This window comes from Bradyrhizobium sp. CCBAU 45389 (assembly GCF_028128625.1).
GTDB lineage: Bacteria > Pseudomonadota > Alphaproteobacteria > Rhizobiales > Xanthobacteraceae > Bradyrhizobium > Bradyrhizobium liaoningense_B.
The window spans coordinates 17512-36203 of sequence record NZ_LBIY01000074.1; the positions used below are offsets into that span (position 1 = coordinate 17512).

Sequence of the window (18692 nt, forward strand, 5' to 3'; positions counted from 1 at the left end):
TGCCTGCCCCAGCCAACAAGAAACCCCAAGGAATTTCCATGAAGAACAAGAAACTCTCCCTGCTCGCCGCGGCTGCCGCCCTGACATTGCTCTCGGTCCAGGGCGCCCAGGCGCAGAAGAAATACGACACCGGCGTCACCGACACCGAGATCAAGATCGGCAATGTCGAGGCTTATTCGGGTCCTGCCTCCGCCTACGGCATCATCGGCAAGACCGAGGAAGCCTATTTCAAGATGATCAACGACCAGGGTGGCATCAATGGCCGCAAGATCAACTGGATCTCTTATGACGACGGCTACTCGCCGCCGAAGACCGTGGAGCAGGTCCGCAAGCTGATCGAGAGCGACGAGGTGTTCCTGGTGTTCAACGCGCTGGGCACGCCGACCCAGACCGCCGTGCAGAAATATCACAACACCAAGAAGGTGCCGCAGCTGTTCCTTGCCACCGGCGCCAGCAAGTGGAACGACCCGAAGAATTTTCCATGGACCATGGGCTTCCAGCCCAGCTACCGGGTCGAGGCCCAGATCTTCGCAAAATACATCCTGAAGGAGAAGCCGGACGCGAAGGTCGCGATCTTCTATGCCAACGACGATTTCGGCAAGGACTACCTCGCCGGCATCAAGGACGTGTTCGGCGATAAGGCCTCGAAGCTGATCGTGGCCGAAGAGAGCTACGAGACCTCGGAGCCGTCGATCGACGCCCATATCGTCAAGCTCAAGGGCACCGGCGCCGACGTCTTCGTCAACATCTCGACGCCGAAATTCGCGGCGCAGGCGATCAAGAAGATCGCGGAGCTGGAATGGAAGCCGATGCACCTGATGACCGACGTCTCGGTGTCGATCGGCGCGGTGATGAAGCCGGCCGGCCTCGAGGCATCCGAAGGCGTGCTGTCGGCCGGTTATCTCAAGGATGCGTCGGATCCGCAGTGGAAGGACGACGAGGGCATGAAGAAGTTCATGACCTTCATCGACAAGTACATGCCCGGCGCGAACATCTCGGATGCCAATCTGGTTTACGCCTATGCGGCGGCCCAGACGATGGTTCAGGTGCTGAAGCAGGCGGGCGACAATCTGACCCGCGAGAACGTCATGAAGCAGGCCGCCAGCCTGAAGGACTTCGTCCCCGACACGCTGATCCCGGGGATCAAGATCAACACCTCCGCCACGGACTTCGCGCCGATCGAGCAGCTCAAGATGTGGCGTTTCAAGAAGGGCCAGTGGGAGCTGTTCGGCGACATCATCAGCGCCGAGCCGAGCGGCTAGCTCGCGGCGAACGGCCTGTGCATGGCAGATGGCGGCCGCGGGCCGCCATCTCTTTATCCATTCCCCTCGAGGTGAACCTATGCCGGCAGGAACAGCGCGAACGGCTCTTCCACCGTGCGGCGCAGGTGCTTTCGGTACAGCTCATAGTTGGCGTCGCTGGGCGCAACCCGTCCCAAAGACGGCTTCGGAATATTCCTGATCGGCACATAGGCGATGGGCGCGGCGATCGGCGTCAGCTGCGAGCCGGGGCCGGCGCGGAGCGTCGAGATGATGCCGTACATCTCGCCCGCGACCGTCGGCCGTGACACCGTGATCACGCGATGCTGGCCGTGCTTGATGATGACGAGATAGATGAAGCCGGACTGATGGGGAACGGCGACTTCACCGGTGTGCTCATAGGCGGTGTCGGTCCGCTCGCCCTCGCGGAAGACCAGCGAGGAGACCTTCGGCTCCCAGACAATCTCGGTGCGGTAGGCGAAGATCGCGTCCTTGTCGCCGAAGGACGGCCGCAAGGTGATGTAGACGTCCTCGAGCCAGGTCACCGCCCGATGCGCATAGGAGCCGAGGTTGTCGGGCGCGACGTCGTTTGCGGCCGGAGGCGTCGCCACGGCGGCGCTCTTGCGCAGGGACACGCCGAGCGCCTGCTCCAGCCGGACTGTCGTTGCCAGTGTGAACGGCCGTCGGCCGCCCAGAACCTTCTCCAGCGTCGACAGACTAAGCTTGGCCTGCTCGGCCAGCGCCTGCCGCGAAATCCGGCGTCTGGCCAGCTCCTCGCGAATGGTTTCCGCGATCTCGCGGCTCTGCTCGTCCGAAAGCTGCTTGTCGGCCTGCGTCTGCATCGTGAACCCTGCCTTGGAATCCCATTCTAGCAGGGCGGACAAACCAGCACAAAACCGCACATGGCCGCCCCGGCGGCGGGCCCGTCCGGCTGGCGGCGGCGGAACATTGCCGATCATTCTGCTCGCGAAATCACACCCTCCCGGCGAATGCTGAAGGCCAGCAAACATGCTTCGGGAGCAGGCCAAATGAGCACCTACGACACAGCCGAGGGCGACGAACACCCCCTGTTGAGCCGGCTGATCAAGGTCGGATTGTTTCTTCTCGCACAGAGCATCGCGGTGATGCTGGTCGCCTTCGTGGCCCTGCTGGTAAGCTTCGGGACGGGCTGGTCGGCGACGACCGAACAGGCCAGCCTGCTCCAGCCCGGCGAGGCGCGATCGGGCAGCCTGCTGCTGAAGGAGGACGGCGCCACTACCGAGGCGATCCGTCTCGGCACCGACATCGACATCACGGTATCCGGCCCGACGCTGCGCGCACGCGTCACGCAGGTGTTTCGCAATCCGACCAAGGACTGGGTCGAGGCCACCTATGTCTATCCGCTCGCGACCAACGGCGCGGTCGATACGCTGAAGATGGTGGTCGGCGACCGCGTCATCGTCGGCGACATCAAGGAGCGGCAGCAGGCCCGCGTGATCTACGAGCAGGCGCGTAGCGCCGGCCAGAAGGCCGCGCTGACCGAGCAGGAGCGGCCCAACATCTTCACCAACTCGGTCGCCAATATCGGCCCCGGCGAGACCGTGCTGGTGCAGATCGAATACCAGGAGCCGGTGCACCAATCCGGCAATGAATATTCGCTGCGCCTGCCGCTGGTGGTCGCCCCGCGCTACAATCCGGCGCCGATCGTGCAGAGCGTCGACTTCCGCCAGGACGGTTCCGGCTGGGGCGCGACGACCTCGAATCCCGTGCCGGATCGCGACCGCATCTCGCCGCCTGTGCTCGATCCCGCGAAGAATGCGCCGGTCAATCCGACCAGCATCACGGTGCGCCTGAAGGCCGGCTTTGCGCTCGGCGAGGTCAAAAGCCACCACCATAACGTCAAGATCGAGAGCCCGGACAAGACGACGCGCATCATCACGCTCGCCGACGGCACGGTGCCCGCGGATCGCGATTTCGAGCTGACCTGGAAGCCGGCCGCCGAGAAGGCACCTTCAGTCGGCCTGTTCCGTGAGCATGTCGGCGATGCCGATTATCTGCTCGCCTTCGTCACCCCGCCGAGCGCCGAACAGGCGACGCAGAAGCCGCTGCCGCGCGAGGTGGTGTTCGTGATCGACAATTCCGGTTCGATGGGCGGCACCTCGATCGTCCAGGCCAAGGCAAGCCTGCTCTATGCCCTCGGCCGCCTGCAGCCGAATGACCGCTTCAACGTCATCCGTTTCGACGACACCATGGACGTGCTGTTTCCGACCTCCGTGCCGGCGGACGCCGCGCATCTCGGCGAAGCACTCGGTTTCGTGAATGGATTGCAGGCGCGCGGCGGCACCGAGATGGTGCCGGCGATGCGCGCGGCGCTCACCGACAAGGTCAGTGACAGCAACATGGTTCGCCAGGTCGTGTTCCTGACCGACGGCGCGATCGGCAACGAGCAGCAATTGTTCGAGACCATCACCGCGATGCGCGGCCGCTCGCGCGTGTTCATGGTCGGCATCGGCTCTGCGCCCAACACCTATCTGATGACCCGCGCCGCCGAGCTCGGCCGCGGCGCTTTCACCCATATCGGCTCGGTCGAGCAGGTCGAGGAGCGCATGCGCGGCCTGTTCGCCAAGCTGGAGAACCCGGCCGTGACCGGCCTCAGCGCAAAATTCTCCGACGCCAAGGCCGATGTCACGCCGGCAATCATTCCCGACGTCTATCGCGACGAGCCGCTGGTGCTGGCGGCGAGGCTCGACAAGCTCGCCGGTTCGCTCGAGATCAAGGGCCGCGTCGGCGACCGCCCGTGGTCGGTGACGCTGCCGCTGCAGAACGCGGCCGAAGGCAAGGGCCTGTCAAAGCTCTGGGCGAGGCGCAAGATCGGCGATGCCGAGGTGGCGCGCACCCTGCGCGAGATGACGCCTGATGAGACCGACAAGGCGATCCTGGCGCTGGCGCTCGACCATCAGCTCGTCACGCGGCTCACCAGCCTCGTCGCCGTCGACAAGACGCCGAGCCGGCCCGAGGGCGAACCGCTCAAGCTCGCCGACCTGCCGATCAATCTGCCGGCCGGCTGGGATTTCGAGAAGGTCTTTGGCGAACGGCCGCATCTGACGCCGACACAGTTGCGCGAGCGCCATGCCGATGCGCGCAACCAGCCGGCGACGCGGCGGCCGACACCTGCCGCGCCGGACGCCATCCGCCTGCCCAAGACTGCGACCTCGGCCGAGCTGAAGATGATCGCAGGGTTCATCCTGATCGTGCTCGCCCTGATCCTGTTCGTGTTCAACCGGCGTCGGCCCTTGCTCACCGACGCCGCTTGAGAGAGGAGCATCCCCGAACTCCTCTGTTAGCGCGCGCGGCTGCCCGTCCCGTACAAACGGCCGCGCGCGCCTTTTTTGGAAGAGCATGGAAACAATGCCCCGCCTCATCTCTCCTCTGGTTCTGGCACTCGTCGGCCTCATCCTGTTCGGCGACGGTGCCTACATCCACGCCAAGGCATGGCTGGCGCAGGTGTTGCTGGAGCGCGCATTCGACCGAAGCATTGCGACGGGACAGGCGGTCAAGCCGTGGACGTGGGCCGACACCTGGCCGGTCGCGCGGATCGAGGTGACGCGGATCGGCGCCAGCGCCATCGTGCTGGAAGGCGCGAGCGGACAGGCGCTCGCTTTCGGACCCGGCCATATCCAGCACACGGCCGATGCGGGCGAACGCGGGATTGCCGTCTATGCCGCGCATCGCGACACCCATTTCCGCTTCCTGCGCAATGTTGCCATGGGTGACGTCATCGATGTCACGCGCAGCGACGGCCAACATTTTCGCTATCGCGCAGATTCCTCCGCCGTGGTTCGCTTCGATGAATCAGGTATCGACGCCACGGCAGGGGGATTCGAGCTTGTCCTCGCGACCTGCTGGCCATTCGATGCCGTCACCTCCGGCCCCGATCGCTACATCCTGCATGCGACATTGATTGGAGCCGACAGATAGATCGCCGATCGGAATGACACGCACCGATGCGCACTTCATTCCACCACACGGCATACCAGCCACACGGTTGCCACTCCGAAGGACTCGCCATAGAACAGAGTGACGCGCCACCAAATAAGAACAACAGGTGAGGTCACGCCATGGAAGCCCGTGTGTCTGCAGCATCCGCGTTCCGTCCATGGTCTCCGCCACCCGATGCCAGCGACATCGTCAAACGTATCCACGCCATGCTGCACCCGCACAACATCGTGCTGGTGGGCGCGACCGACAAACCCGGCAATTATGCCGAGCGCATCTGGAACAACCTGGTCAAATACGGTTTCGAGGGCGGGCTCTATCCGGTCAACGCCAAGCGCGAGAGCATCTGGGGCGTCCCCTGCTACAAGGATTTTGCCAGCCTCCCGGAGAAGCCTGATCACGTGCTGGTGCTGGTGCCCGCGCGCTTCGCGGTGCAGGTGATCCGCGACGCCGCGGCAGCCGGCGCGCGTTCGGCCACCATCGTCACCTCGGGCTTCAGCGAGTTGCAGGATGACGAGAGCCAGAGGCTCGCCGCCGAATTGCAGGCGGCGGTGCGCGAGACCGGACTTGCGGTCACTGGCCCGAACTGCCTCGGCAATTTGAGCGCCGGCGAAAAACTCTTCACCAATATCGACGATCGCATCGTCACCATGGAACAGGGCGCGGTGGCGATCGCCGGCCAATCCGGTGCCATCGTCATGGCGATCCGCCAGGCGCTGGAGGATCGTGGCGTCGGGGTCGGCTACATGGTGACGACCGGCAACGAGGCTGGGCTCGAGACGCCGGATTTGATGCGCTATTTCGCCGAGGATCCGAGCATCAAGGTGATCGTCGTCTACCTCGAAGGCGTGCGCAACACCAAGGCGTTCCGCGATGCCTGCAAGGCGGCGCGTGCGGCCAGCAAGCCCGTGATCGCGCTCAAGCTCGGCGCGTCCGAGGGCGGCCGCGCCGCGGCGATGGCCCATACCGGTGCGCTCGCAGGCTCGATCGAGACGTTCGACGCGATCGCCACGCGCGAAGGGGTGATCCGCGTCGGCGGGCTCGACGAGCTGATCGAGACCACCGAATGCTTCGTCCATGCGGCCGTGCCCAAGGGCGACCGGCTTGCCGCCGTCACGCTGTCCGGCGGCAAGCGCGGCATGCTGATCGACGCTTTCTACAAGGAGGGCCTGAATTTTGCGTCGCTGAGTCCGCATGTCAGTACGGAGCTGGCGAAGATGCTCGGGCCCGGCTCGATCGTCGGCAACCCGCTCGACGCCGGCTTTGCCGCGGTGGTCGACCCGTCCGTCTACATGAAGTCGATCAAGCTAATGATCGACGACCCCGACATCGACATCGTCATCATCGATGCCGAGCTGCCGAAGGCACCGCACGAGCTGCGAGAGCGCAATCTGCGCATCGTGAACGAGATGGCGAGTAAGGCTTCAAAGCCCGTGATCTACATCAGCGCAATGTCGATCGGCTTCACCGAGTTCACCAAGACCTTGCGCAAATCGCTGCCGCATCTCGCTGTCATGCAGGGCATGGACCGCGCGGTGACCGCGATCAAGTCGCTGCTGGCCTATGCGAAGCTGCGGAAGGAGGTGCCCGACATCGCCTCGAGCTCGAAGTCCACCGCACGTGCCGTGCTGGAAAAGGCACTGAAGTCTGCAAACGGTGCCGCGCTCGACGAGGTCGCCTCGAAGAAGCTGCTGAAGGCCTATGGCATCCCGATCTCGAAGGAGGCGATCGCGCAGACGGCGGCGGAGGCGGTGAAGATCGCGAAGCAGATCGGTTTTCCGGTCGTGGCAAAAGTCGTCAGTGCCGAGATCCTGCACAAGTCCGACATCGGCGGCGTGGTGCTGAACCTCAACAGCGCGGCCGACGTGAAGAAGGCGTTCACCGACATCACCGCGCGGGTCGCGAAGCTCAGAGGCAAGCCGAAGCTCGACGGCATCCTGATCGCGCAGCAGGTCAAGGCCGATCTCGAGCTCGTCGTCGGCGCCTCGCTCGACGCGGAGATGGGTCCGGTCGTGCTGTTCGGCACCGGCGGCATCGACATCGAGCTGATGAAGGACGTCGCGCTCGCCGGCGCGCCGCTGGACGAGGCCGAGGCGCGGCTCCTGATCGGCCGCACCAAGGCCGGCATCAAGATGCGCGGTTATCGCGGCAAGCCGGCCCTGCACGAGACCTCCACGGTGAAGGCGCTGGTCGGCCTGTCCAATCTGATCGCGGATGCCGGCGACCGGATCGCCTCGATCGACATCAACCCGTTCCTGATCAATGCCAGGACCGGTGTCGCCGTCGATGCCCTGATCGTGCTGAACAACGCTGCGGCAAAGCGTGCGGCGGGACATTGATGTCGCGTAGGACCGTAGGGTGGATTAGCGCAGCGTAATCCACCAATTCACGTGGCGGGCGAACAGAAACGGTGGGTTACGCTTCGCTAACCCACGCTACGTAGGATCGTGGCCTTCTTCCAACTTCCCCGCTTTGGCCGTAGACTCAGCCTCATGGCACGCGCGAGCAATCTTGTGATCGGAACAGTGACGCTGGCGGCGATCGCCGTGGCGTTCGGCGGCCTGCTCGGCGTGCAGAAATGGCGCACCATCCAGAGCCGCAGCCAGTTGCGCGTGGTGTTCGAGGGCGGTTCCGCCAGCGGCCTGCGCCGCGGCGGCCCGGTCAATTTCGATGGTGTGCCCGCCGGCCAGATCCTGTCGATCAAGCTGGACAGTCCGCGCAGGATCGTGGCGCTGGTGATGCTCGACAACGCCGCACCGATCCGCAAGGACACCGTCGCGGGCATCGAGTTCCAGGGGCTCACCGGCGTTGCCGCGATCTCGCTGATCGGAGGCGCGCCCTCCGCGCCGCCGGTGCCGCTGGATACGGACGGCATCCCCGTGCTGACCGCCGACCTCAGCGACGCCGAATCCATCGTCGACACACTGCACAGCGTCGATCGCACCATCGTGAGCAACGCCCCTGGGATCAAGGAGGGGCTCCGCACATTCGAGACCAACACCGCCGATCTCAGAAGCAAGGGCGGCGAGATCGATTCGGTGATGGCCAAGGTCGACAGCGCCTTTGCGGGATTCGACAAGGCGGTCACCAAGATCGAGGGCGTGGTGCCCGGCTTCGTCGACGGCAAGGCCGACGAGCTGTTCGAGAAGGTGCAGGGCCTGCACGAGCTCGCGGACATGATGAGGAAGAAGTCGGCGAGCTACATCGAGGACATTCGCCGCTCGCTGCTCGACGTCAGCGAGACCGCCAACAAGATGGCCGGCACGCCCCTGCCGCCGCGACCACCGCGCCAGCCCGACCAGAAGAAGCGGTAGCTTTCTGACCCTCCCCTGGAGGGGGAGGGTCGGCTCACATGAAGCGCAGCGGAATGTGAGACGGGGTGGGGTGACGGTCTCTCCACGTCCGACAGTGCCCGAGTGGAGAGATCACCCCACCCCGCTCGCGCTTCGCGCGATCGACCCTCCCCCTCCAGGGGAGGGTGGCAGTCCCGGCAGATCTAGCGATGCGTCCCTACCACGCGTAGCGCACGACACCTTTGCCGGCGTAGGATCGCGTGACGTTCGAGGACTCGCCTTCGAAGGTTGCCGAGGCGGACCAGCCGTTCATCCAGTTCATCTGCAGCGACGCCGTGGTCAGCGCGGAATCGCGCGCCTGCGCGGCGCCGTTCACGACGAAGGCCGCGCCCGGCAGCGTCTGGAACACCGCACCGACGCTACGGTCCGGATTGAAGTCATGCGCCCAGGCGAGCCGGCCGCGCAGGGTCATCAAGCCGCCGGCCGCCGCAAACGACTTGTCCGCACGCAGGCCGAGCTCGGTGCGGGTGCTGGTGACGTCCTTGGCGGCGTAATTGAGCGCAAAGGTGTTGTTGCCGACCACCGCGAACTCCGAATAGTTCGGCAGGCTGAACAGGGTGGCCTGGGCCGCAGCGTAGGGCGTCAGGCCAATCCACTGCGTGGCGTAGCGGTAACCACCCTCGACGCGACCTGAGACGGCATTGGCATTGAACTGCGCCCGCAATTGATCGGTACCGGCAATGGTGACGATGCGGTTCGTCGTGACGTCCTGCCAGCCATAGGCAAGCGCTGCGGTGATATAGGCTGGTCCCGCCGTGTGCCGCACGAAGGCGCCGGCCTGGAACAGGTCGGAGCGGCCCCAGCCGAGCCCGTTGACGTTGAAGCCGGTGCCGCCGCCGGCCAGCGCGAAACCGGCGATCGTCGACGGCGAGAAGCGGTAGTCGAGGCCGACGGCCGTGCCGTAGATGCTGCTGCTGGTATTGTTCGAGCCGAGGGCAGTGTTGCCGTCGGTGGTCTGCGAGCCGCCATAGCCAGCGGCCCACACGTCCCAGCGCTGCTCGAATGTCGCAGGCGGCGCCTTGCGGTAGATCGAGGCGAAGGCGTCGCGCCCGCTTCTGTCACGTGCACTCTTGCCGGTTGCAGCATAGGCATTCGCGCCCGGCTCGTCGGCGAACGGTGTCGCGCCAGGCGCACCGCTGCGTCCCGAACCGAACACGTCGGTCAACAGATTGATGAACTGGTTCATCGCGTTGAAGGTCGTCTGCTGCGATGCCGTGCCCGATTCGCCGGAAGCCTGTGTGAGGCCGGCCGGCGAGAGGTTGGCGAGCGCCACGGGAAGGCTGCCGGTGCTGTTAAAATAATTCGTCAGCGCGTTGGCGACGTTCTGCTGGTTGACGTTGAGGCCAGTGCCGTAGCTCAGCGAAAGATCGAGGAAGACGTTGTGCGGGTCGTAGCTCAGCACAGCCTTCAGGTTTGACGAGAGCCCGGCGACGACCGGATTGAAGGAATCGGGGAGCGTTGTCGCATTCAGGATCGTGTAGTGCTTCGCGATCGAGCCGGTCGGGACGACGACGACGGTGGCGCCGCCGAGCGTCGCCGTTCCCGTCACGACCGCAAGGCCGTTGCTGGCGCCCGAGACCTGCACCATGTAGCTCGACGCCGATGTGAAGGTGAGGTCGCCGGACACGGTGAGCGTGCCGGTCGGATTGCCCGGCGCCAGCGTGCCGCCATTGATGGTGGTCGTGCCGACCGTGCCGACGCCGCCGAACGTGCCGCCGCTCGCGACGGTCACGGTGCCGTTGATGGTGCCGGCGAGCAGAAGCGTGCCGCCGAGCACATTCCAGTCCTGATTGCCGGTGCCGGTCACGGTCCAGGTCGAGCTGTCGACCTTGTTGAAGGTCGAGAAGCCGTCGTACTGGAGCCCGACGCCGATCAGGTCGAGCTTGAATGTATCCTTGCCGGTGCCGCCGAGCTGGAACGTGTCGGTGCCGGATGCAAGCACCTGGCCGTTGATGACGCTGCCGGGGCCGAGGGTGAGCGTATTGTTGCCGCAGCCGCAGAAATCGATCGCAATAGCCCCCGACGCGCCGGCGTCGATGGTGCCGGAGTTGAAGACGCTGCCCCCGCCGCTCAACATGATGGCAGTGCCGTTGGCGCCGACTGTGATGGTGCCGGTGTTGACGATCTGGTTGGTCGTGCTGAAAGAGCTGACGTCGATACCGACGCCGAACGCGCCGACGGCAATCGTGCCGCTATTGGTGATGGTGTTGGAGTCACCGACCGCGAAGATGCCTTCGGTCGAATCGCCGCCCGTGATCCGCCCGCTGTTTGTGATCGTGGAGGACGAGCCGCTATAGAGGATGCCCCAGGCGGCCTGGCCGACAGTGATCGTACCGCTTTGGCTGATCGTGGCTCTGTCCCCCTGGATCGAAATGCCGGCCGTTCCGTTGTCCCCCACCGCGATCGTGCCGCCATTGGTGACCTTCGAGTCATCGCCCAACACGGCAATACCGACGCCCAAATCGCCGGCCGTGATCGAGCCGAAATTGCTGGCGGTCTGGAAATCGCCTTGCATGAAGATGCCGGCGGCGTTCTGCCCGACCGTGATCCTGCCGGTGGCGGTGTTGGTGACCGTGTTGTTGTTGCTGATCGCCAGAATGCCGCCGGTGAAGCCGCTGGAAGCGCCGACCGTGATCGCGCCGGCATTGGTCACGGTCACGCTGCCGAACGCAAAGATTCCGGTCGAATCGTCGACGCCGGTGATCGTGGCCGTCGCGGTGTTCGTAATGGTGTTGTTCTGGCCGGCGAAGACACCTACGCCCGACGCACCGATCGACAGCGCACCGCTGTTGGTGACCACGTTGTTGTCGCCGACCGAAATCGCAGCGCCACTGTCGCCGGTGGTGATCGTTCCGGCATTGGTGATGACATTGTGATCGATCGCCTGGATGCCGAGGCCGTTGTCGAGCACCGAGATGGTGCTGTTGTTGATCACGGTGTTGGAATTTCCAACGGCAATGCCGGTGAGGCCGGAGGCCGCCGACACGGTTCCGTTGTTGGTGACGGTGTTGGAATCGTTGACGCCGATCGAGAGCGTGCCGTTGTCGTTCACGGTCGCGCCGGACAGCACGTTGACATTGAGGCTGTCGATCCCGGCACCGGCCTGAAAGCCGTCGGCATCCGTGCCGCTACAGGTGACGGTCTGGCCGCTGGTGGCGGGATCGGGCGCGCAGAGCGCGTTGGCGGGCGTCGTGCAAAGGCTGAGGCCGACGAAGACCGCCGGTACGCCCACAAGCGACGCAGCAACGGCACGGCGCAGTCGACCCTGCCGCCTCCCTGGCCCCTCGCCTTGCACGCCACACCCCCATTCCCAGCAATTCCGCCGGGAACTTAGGCCATGACGAGGCTCCGTAGAACTACGGCGGTGCCGGAATGCGTCCGTTTGGACCACAACCGAAGCAGAATCCGAGCGTCATGTTGCAACCGCGCAACGGTTTTGCGCGGCCAATCGTCTCATTCCGCGCATGACCGGGATCGCGCCTGTCGCCCCTACGACATCCGAGACGGTTCAGTAATTGCTGGCCGCCGCCTCATTGGGGATGCCCTCGATCGGGCACTCGTCGGTGCCCGGCGTCGAGCGGGTCATCGCCTCGACCATGTCGCGCGTGCCTTCGGGATCCCTGATCCAGTTCTTGTAGAAGTCATACGGGCAAGCCGCGACGCCGCGCGGGCTGTCGCCGGAATTGATCATGCCGGTGTAGCCGCGATGGACCAGCTTGTAGAGATGGTTCTGCGACTGGCCGTTGCGGCGCGCATCGCGGATCAGATGTTTCGACAGCTGCGCGTACTGGATGCCGTAATCCTCTTCGCCGCACTCGCCGAGGGTGCGGCCGTCGAAGCCGATGATCGCCGAATGCCCGAAATAGGAATAGACGCCGTCGAAGCCGGCGGCGTTGGCGACCGCGACATAGACGTTGTTGGCCCAGGCCATCGCCTTGGAAATCATGACCTGCTGCTCCTTGGCCGGATACATGTAGCCCTGGCAGCGTACGATCAGCTCGGCGCCTTTCATGGCGCAGTCGCGCCAGATCTCCGGATAATTGCCGTCGTCGCAAATGATCAGGCTGACCTTGAGGCCCTTCGGGCCGTCGGAGACATAGGTGCAATTGCCGGGATACCAGCCTTCAATCGGCACCCACGGCATGATCTTGCGGTACTTCTGCACGATCTCGCCCTTGTCGTTCATCAGGATCAGGGTGTTGTAGGGCGCCTTGTGCGGATGCTCCTCGTGGCGTTCGCCGGTCAGCGAAAACACGCCCCACACTTTCGCCTTGCGGCAGGCCTCGGCGAAGATCGCGGTTTCCTCGCCCGGCACCACCGAGGCTGTCTCGTACATCTCCTTGGAATCGTACATGATCCCTTGCGTGGAATATTCCGGGAAGATCACGAGGTCCATGCCGGGCAGGCCGACCTTCATGCCGACGATCATGTCGGCGATCTTGCGGGCGTTGTCGAGCACCTCGGCCTTGGTGTGCAGGCGGGGCATCTTGTAGTTGACCACCGCGACGCCGACCGTGTCGTTGCTGCTGGAGATATCGCCGTGAAGCATTTTGAGCGCTCCTGTTCTTTATTCGTTTGAAGTCATCGCGTGGGTTAGTGGCTGATCATCCAGGGCCGCGCCGTCGGAAAGCCCTTGGCGCCGCTCTTGCTCTGCGTCATCAGCCGTGCCGGCTTCTTCTTGTCGGCCCCGTTCTTGTCCTTCACGGTCTTGCCCGAGGAGCAGCAGCCGCAGCCGGGGCCATGCGAAGCCTTGTACTGCGCCAGCGTCTGCGGCGCGTGTGTGCTGCGCTCGTTGACGGCGTGCGCCTTGCGCTTCTCAGCCGGCATGCAGAAGAAATTCGGCGCGGTCAGGATCACCCGCGGCGCCATCGTCTCGCAATGCGGACAGTTTTGCGGATCGTCGCATTCCGCCATCGGGCGGAGGTCCTTGAAGGGACCGCAGTCGTCACAGAGATATTCATAGACCGGCATCGCATCATCCCCACGCATTTTGCCTGTTCAACACACCTGGCGGCGGATGCGGGGCGGCCAGGAACGCCGACCGTCCCGCATCCCGTCGCGCAGGGATCATTTGTCCGGCGAGATCGGCATCTGGATATCGCCGGTGATGTGCTTGATGGGTCCTGCCGCCGACGGCATCACGTCGAAGTCGAAGATCTCGGTCGGCAGCCATAGCGTGGCGCAGGCGTTGGGCACGTCGACCACGCCGGAGATGTGGCCCTGGCACGGCGCGGTGCCGAGGATCGAATAGGCCTGGGCGCCGGAGTAGCCGAACTTCTTCAGGTACTCGATGGCGTTGAGGCAAGCCTGGCGATAGGCGATGTGGACGTCGAGGTAATGCTGCTTGCCGGCTTCATCCACCGAGATGCCTTCGAAGATCAGATAGTCCTTGTAGTTCGGCGTGATCGGCGACGGCTTGAAGATCGGGTTCTTGATGCCGTATTTCGACATGCCGTCCTTGATCACCTCGACCTTGAGATGGAGCCAGCCGGCCATCTCGATCGCGCCGCAGAAGGTGATCTCGCCATCGCCCTGGCTGAAGTGCAGGTCGCCCATCGAGAGACCGGCACCGGGCACATAGACCGGGAAGTAGATCTTCGAGCCGCGCGAGAGATCCTTGATGTCGCAATTGCCGCCGTGCTCGCGCGGCGGCACGGTGCGCGCGCCTTCCGCGCCGATCTTGGCCTTGGCATCACCCTTGGCGCGACCGCCATGGGCGGTCGGTGCGAATGGCGGGTTGGCAAGGCCGGGCACGCGGGTCGGGTTGGTCGAGATCAGCTCGGCCTCGCGCTTGTTCCAGGTCTCCAACATCTTCGGATCGGGCAGACAGCCGATCAGGCCGGGATGAATGAGGCCGGCAAAGTTGACGCCGGGCACGTGGCGCGACGAGGTATAGAGACCCTTGATGTCCCAGATCGACTTCTGCGCCAACGGGAAATGATCGGTGAGGAAGCCGCCGCCATTCTGCTTGGAGAAGAAGCCGTTGAAGCCCCACAGGCTCTCCTTGAGCGGGCCGACGTCGAGCAGGTCGACGACCAGGAGATCGCCGGGCTCGGCGCCCTTGACGCCGATCGGGCCGGACAGGAAGTGCACGATCGACAGGTCGATGTCGCGCACATCGTCGGCGGAATCGTTGTTCTTGATGAATCCGCCGGTCCAGTCGTAGGTCTCGATGATGAAATCGTCGCCGGGATTGACCCAGGCCACGATCGGGATGTCGGGGTGCCAGCGGTTGTGCACCATGTCATTTTCGTAAGCCGACTTGGTGAGATCGACCTTGATCAGTGTCTCTGGCATCGAGATGCTCCCCTTTTACTACGGTTGGTTAGACGGACAGATATTTCGAGACCTGCGCGGCATCGACGGCATCGCGCGGATCGTCGCGCACGATCTCGCCGTTCTCGATCACCAGCACCCGGTCGGCGATATCGAGCGCGAAGCTCAAGACCTGCTCGGACACGACGATCGAGAGCCCCTTCTCGTCGCGGATGCGCTTCAAGGTGCGCGCCATCTCCTTGATGATCGACGGCTGGATGCCTTCGGTCGGCTCGTCCAGCAGCAGCACCTTCGGCTTGGTCGCCAGTGCGCGGGCGATCGCGAGCTGCTGCTGCTGACCGCCTGAGAGATTGCCGCCGCGGCGGCCCTTCATCTCCAGCAGCACCGGAAACAATTCGTAGATATCTTCAGGCACCTCGGATCCGCCGGAGACGACGAGACCGGTCTCGATGTTCTCCTTCACCGTCATGGTCGAGAAGATCATGCGCCCCTGCGGCACATAGGCGAGGCCCTTGGCGACACGCTCATAGCTCGGCAAGGAGCCGAGCTCGGTGCCGCCCATGGTCACCGAGCCGCTCTTGGTCGGCAGGATGCCCATCAGCGATTTCATCAGCGTGGTCTTGCCCATGCCGTTGCGGCCCATGATCGCGACGATCTCGTTCGCCGCGACCTTGACGTTGAGCCCGTGCAGCACCTCGCTCTGGCCGTAGGCGACGTGGAGGTCTGAAATTGCCAGCATCACACGCTCCTCAATGACCCAGATAAACTTCAACGACCTTCGGATCGTTCTTCACCTTCTCCATGGTGCCCTCCGAGAGGATCTGGCCCTGGTGAAGCACGGTGACCTTGTGCGCGATGTCCTCGACGAATTTCATGTCGTGCTCGATCACCAGCACCGAGCGGTTCTTGATGATGCGGTTGAGCAGCTCGGCAGTCTTGGCGCGCTCGGACACGCTCATGCCGGCGACGGGCTCGTCCAGCATCAGGAGGTCCGGGTCCTGGATCAGCAGCATGCCGATCTCGAGCCATTGCTTCTGGCCGTGGCTGAGTAGATCGGCGTTCATGTTGAGCCGATCCTTCAGGAAGATCATTTCGGCGACCTCGTGCACGCGGTCGCGCACGGCGGCATCGCGGGTGAAGGTCAGCGCGCCGAACACGGAGCGGCCGCGCGGATACGAGATCTCGAGATTCTCGAACACGGTGAGATCGTCGTAGATGGACGGGTTCTGGAACTTGCGCCCCACCCCGGTCTTGACGATCTCGTTCTCCTTCATCCGCGTCAGCTCCTTGCCGCGGAACTGGATCGAGCCTGATGTGGCTTTGGTCTTGCCGCAGATCAGGTCGAGCACGGTGGTCTTGCCGGCGCCGTTGGGGCCGATGATGACGCGGATCTCGTTCTCGTCGACATAGAAGGAGAGATCGTTGACCGCCTTGAACCCGTCGAACGACACGGTGAGCGCTTCGACGGCGAGCAGGAATTCCTTGGGCTGATGACCGACGAGCATGACCTATCTCCTCACTACCAGCGTGGCATCGGCATCGTGATGACCGACGAGCATGACCTATCTCCTCACTACCAGCGTGGCATCGGCATCGTGATGACCTACGAGCATGATGATCTCCTCACTCCGCCGGGGCGCCGTCGGCGACCGAGCTGTCGGTCCAGCCGTCGGGTTTCGATTTGCGCGAGGTGATCAGGCGATCGATGCGCGGCTGCACATAGTCGCCCCAGATCCCGGCAAGGCCGTTCGGGAAGGCCAGCACCACGGCGATGAACAGGCCGCCGAGGCCGAACAGCCACAATTCGGGGAAGGTTTCCGACAGACTGGTCTTGGCGAAATTGACCAGCAGCGTGCCGTAGATCGCGCCTAGGATCGACAGCCGGCCGCCGACCGCGGTGTAGATCACCATCTCGATCGACGGCACGATGCCGACGAAGGACGGCGACATGAAGCCGACATTGAGCGCGAACATGGCGCCGCCGATCGCGGCGAAGACGGCGGCGATGCAGAAAGCGAAGATCTTGAAGTTCGCGACGCTGTAGCCGGAGAAGCGGACGCGGTCCTCCTTCTCCCGCATCGCCACCAGGATGCGCCCGAGCTTGGAGTGCCGGACGAACTGCGCGATCATGATGCAGACGAACAGGCATCCGACCTCGAAGAAGTACAGCACGATTTTGGCGTGGTCGGGCCGGATGTCCCATCCCTTCAGCGTGCGCAGGTCGGTCATGCCGTTGATGCCGCCGGTGTAGCCCTGCTGTCCCACGATCAGGATCGTCATGATGGCTGCGACCGCCTGGGTGATGATGGCGAAGTAGGTGCCGCCGACGCGGCGCTTGAACATCGCTGTGCCGATGATCCAGGCGAAGATGCCGGGGACGAGGATGATGGCGGCGATGGTGAAGGTGAGGCTGTTGAACGGCTTCCAGAAGAACGGCAGCGCCGTGATCTGATTCCAGTCCATGAAGTCGGGGATGCCGGGGGTGGACTGGATCTTGGTGTTCTCCACGCTCGATGCCTCGAGCTTGAGAAACATCGCCATGCAGTAGCCGCCGAGCCCGAAGAAGACGCCCTGGCCCAGGCTCAGGATGCCGCCATAGCCCCAGCAGATCACGAGGCCGAGCGCGACGAAGGCGTAGGTCAGGTACTTTGCGACCAGGTTGAGCCTGAAGACATCGAGCGAGAGCGGCAGGACCACCACCAGGAAGACCGCGAGCACCAGAATTCCGATGAGCTCCGATCGATTGAAGAACCGACTGTCGGTCATTGCATCAGCCCCATTTCTCACTTGCGGACCTTGAGGGCGAACAGCCCCTGCGGCCGCAGCATCAGGATTCCGACAACGGCGAGCAGCGTCAGCACCTTGGCCATCGAGCCCGACATGAAGAACTCGAGGGTGGATTGCGTCTGCGAGATCGAGAAGGCCGAGGCGATGGTGCCGAGCAGGCTCGCGGCGCCGCCGAACACGACCACCAGGAACGTGTCGACGATGTAGAGCTGTCCAGAGGTCGGCCCCGTCGAGCCGATCATGGTGAAGGCGCTGCCCGCGATGCCGGCGATGCCGCAGCCGAGACCGTAGGTGTAGCGATCGACTTTTTCGGTGTTGATGCCGACGGCACCGGCCATGATGCGGTTCTGCACCACGGCGCGCACCTGGCGGCCCCAGCGCGACTTGTACATCACATAGGCGACGCCGACGGTGATCAGGACGGTGAGGCACATCACGAAGACGCCGTTGATCGGCACTTCGATGCTGTCGGTGACGTGCAGCGAGCCGAGCATCCACTGCGGCAGCTCGACGCCCACCTCACGCGCGCCGAACACGGAGCGATAGGCCTGTTGCAGCATCAGGCTGAGGCCCCAGGTCGCGAGCAGCGTGTCGAGCGGGCGCTTGTAGAGATGCCGTATGAGCACCCATTCGACCAGCATTCCCAGCGCACCGGATGCGAGGAAGGCCAGGATCATCGCGAGGAAGAAGTAGCCGCCGAACAGGCTCGGCATGTAGGTCTGAAACAGGTTGGAGGTCATCCAGGTGACGTAGGCCCCGAGGATCATGAACTCGCCATGGGCCATGTTGATGACGCCCATCTGGCCGAAGATGATCGCAAGACCGAGCGCCATCAGGACGTAGACCGAGAACAGGATCAGTCCTGCAAAGCCCTGCATGACGAAGATGGAGCCAAGGTCACCAAGCGAGTAGTCGCCGAACATCGATGTCCTCCGTCGGGGAAAGGGTCCCGCGTCGCGATGCAGAGTCGCGACGCGGGGGTCTTGGGCATGGACTTGCGATCCACGCCAGGGAGAGGCTTGAACTTGAGGAAAGCGCGAGT

Annotated in this window: 14 protein-coding genes; 5 read left to right on the plus strand and 9 right to left on the minus strand. The window is 64.0% G+C overall.

The features are described 5' to 3' along the window. Window positions 1-38: 38 nt before the first annotated feature. A complete protein-coding gene (locus tag XH79_RS09195) occupies window positions 39-1262 on the plus strand; it encodes an ABC transporter substrate-binding protein (protein WP_271581467.1) in 1224 nt (407 codons plus the stop codon). 77 nt (window positions 1263-1339) lie between these two features. On the opposite strand, the gene XH79_RS09200 is transcribed toward XH79_RS09195, so the two are convergent. Then, the gene (locus XH79_RS09200) at window positions 1340-2101 is read right to left on the minus strand and encodes a helix-turn-helix transcriptional regulator (RefSeq protein WP_212340561.1); all 762 of its coding nucleotides are present in this window, start codon (window positions 2099-2101) and stop codon (window positions 1340-1342) included. A gap of 186 nt (window positions 2102-2287) precedes the next feature. Here XH79_RS09200 and XH79_RS09205 point away from each other — a divergent pair, with 186 nt between their 5' ends. The 4 genes from XH79_RS09205 (at window position 2288) to XH79_RS09220 (ending at window position 8548) form a co-directional block, all read left to right on the plus strand. Then, window positions 2288-4552, plus strand: coding sequence for a marine proteobacterial sortase target protein (locus XH79_RS09205; RefSeq protein WP_271581468.1), 2265 nt, complete (start codon window positions 2288-2290; stop codon window positions 4550-4552). 94 nt (window positions 4553-4646) lie between these two features. Next, a complete protein-coding gene (locus XH79_RS09210) occupies window positions 4647-5216 on the plus strand; it encodes a class GN sortase (protein WP_271581469.1) in 570 nt (189 codons plus the stop codon). Between the two features lie 140 nt (window positions 5217-5356). Next, the gene (locus tag XH79_RS09215; RefSeq protein WP_271581470.1) at window positions 5357-7573 is read left to right on the plus strand and encodes an acetate--CoA ligase family protein; all 2217 of its coding nucleotides are present in this window, start codon (window positions 5357-5359) and stop codon (window positions 7571-7573) included. 153 nt (window positions 7574-7726) lie between these two features. Beyond that, window positions 7727-8548, plus strand: a complete 822-nt coding sequence (locus XH79_RS09220; RefSeq protein ID WP_271581471.1) for an MlaD family protein — start codon at window positions 7727-7729, stop codon at window positions 8546-8548. Between the two features lie 196 nt (window positions 8549-8744). Here XH79_RS09220 and XH79_RS09225 read toward each other — a convergent pair whose 3' ends face one another. The 8 genes from XH79_RS09225 to urtB all read right to left on the minus strand — a co-directional run bounded on the left by XH79_RS09225 (window position 8745) and on the right by urtB (window position 18573). Further along, window positions 8745-11819, minus strand: a complete 3075-nt coding sequence (locus XH79_RS09225; RefSeq protein WP_271581472.1) for an autotransporter outer membrane beta-barrel domain-containing protein — start codon at window positions 11817-11819, stop codon at window positions 8745-8747. Between the two features lie 276 nt (window positions 11820-12095). After that, window positions 12096-13136, minus strand: a complete 1041-nt coding sequence (locus XH79_RS09230; protein WP_212340548.1) for an aliphatic amidase — start codon at window positions 13134-13136, stop codon at window positions 12096-12098. 44 nt (window positions 13137-13180) lie between these two features. Continuing rightward, window positions 13181-13558 (minus strand): FmdB family zinc ribbon protein, encoded by a 378-nt coding sequence (locus XH79_RS09235; RefSeq protein ID WP_271581473.1) that lies wholly within the window; start codon window positions 13556-13558, stop codon window positions 13181-13183. Window positions 13559-13654: 96 nt separating this feature from the next. After that, window positions 13655-14884 (minus strand): formamidase, encoded by a 1230-nt coding sequence (gene fmdA, locus XH79_RS09240; protein ID WP_018644393.1) that lies wholly within the window; start codon window positions 14882-14884, stop codon window positions 13655-13657. Between the two features lie 28 nt (window positions 14885-14912). Then, window positions 14913-15602, minus strand: a complete 690-nt coding sequence (gene urtE, locus XH79_RS09245; RefSeq protein WP_271581474.1) for an urea ABC transporter ATP-binding subunit UrtE — start codon at window positions 15600-15602, stop codon at window positions 14913-14915. Between the two features lie 10 nt (window positions 15603-15612). Further along, window positions 15613-16368, minus strand: coding sequence for an urea ABC transporter ATP-binding protein UrtD (urtD, locus tag XH79_RS09250; RefSeq protein WP_271581475.1), 756 nt, complete (start codon window positions 16366-16368; stop codon window positions 15613-15615). Window positions 16369-16486: 118 nt separating this feature from the next. Further along, window positions 16487-17629, minus strand: coding sequence for an urea ABC transporter permease subunit UrtC (gene urtC / locus XH79_RS09255; RefSeq protein ID WP_271581476.1), 1143 nt, complete (start codon window positions 17627-17629; stop codon window positions 16487-16489). A 17-nt stretch (window positions 17630-17646) separates the two neighbouring features. Then, a complete protein-coding gene (gene urtB, locus XH79_RS09260) occupies window positions 17647-18573 on the minus strand; it encodes an urea ABC transporter permease subunit UrtB (protein ID WP_018644389.1) in 927 nt (308 codons plus the stop codon). Between the last annotated feature and the right edge of the window lie 119 nt (window positions 18574-18692).

Excerpts from the sequence above, each read along its gene's own strand:
- XH79_RS09235 (WP_271581473.1), bottom strand. The coding sequence starts at position 13,558 with ATGCCGGTCTATGAATATCTCTGTGACGACTGCGGTCCCTTCAAGGAC.
- XH79_RS09210 (WP_271581469.1), top strand. The coding sequence starts at position 4,647 with ATGCCCCGCCTCATCTCTCCTCTGGTTCTGGCACTCGTCGGCCTCATC.
- XH79_RS09220 (WP_271581471.1), top strand. The coding sequence starts at position 7,727 with ATGGCACGCGCGAGCAATCTTGTGATCGGAACAGTGACGCTGGCGGCG.
- XH79_RS09200 (WP_212340561.1), bottom strand. The coding sequence starts at position 2,101 with ATGCAGACGCAGGCCGACAAGCAGCTTTCGGACGAGCAGAGCCGCGAG.
- XH79_RS09230 (WP_212340548.1), bottom strand. The coding sequence starts at position 13,136 with ATGCTTCACGGCGATATCTCCAGCAGCAACGACACGGTCGGCGTCGCG.
- urtB (WP_018644389.1), bottom strand. The coding sequence starts at position 18,573 with ATGTTCGGCGACTACTCGCTTGGTGACCTTGGCTCCATCTTCGTCATG.
- urtC (WP_271581476.1), bottom strand. The coding sequence starts at position 17,629 with ATGACCGACAGTCGGTTCTTCAATCGATCGGAGCTCATCGGAATTCTG.
- fmdA (WP_018644393.1), bottom strand. The coding sequence starts at position 14,884 with ATGCCAGAGACACTGATCAAGGTCGATCTCACCAAGTCGGCTTACGAA.
- urtD (WP_271581475.1), bottom strand. The coding sequence starts at position 16,368 with ATGCTCGTCGGTCATCAGCCCAAGGAATTCCTGCTCGCCGTCGAAGCG.
- XH79_RS09215 (WP_271581470.1), top strand. The coding sequence starts at position 5,357 with ATGGAAGCCCGTGTGTCTGCAGCATCCGCGTTCCGTCCATGGTCTCCG.
- XH79_RS09195 (WP_271581467.1), top strand. The coding sequence starts at position 39 with ATGAAGAACAAGAAACTCTCCCTGCTCGCCGCGGCTGCCGCCCTGACA.
- urtE (WP_271581474.1), bottom strand. The coding sequence starts at position 15,602 with ATGCTGGCAATTTCAGACCTCCACGTCGCCTACGGCCAGAGCGAGGTG.
- XH79_RS09205 (WP_271581468.1), top strand. The coding sequence starts at position 2,288 with ATGAGCACCTACGACACAGCCGAGGGCGACGAACACCCCCTGTTGAGC.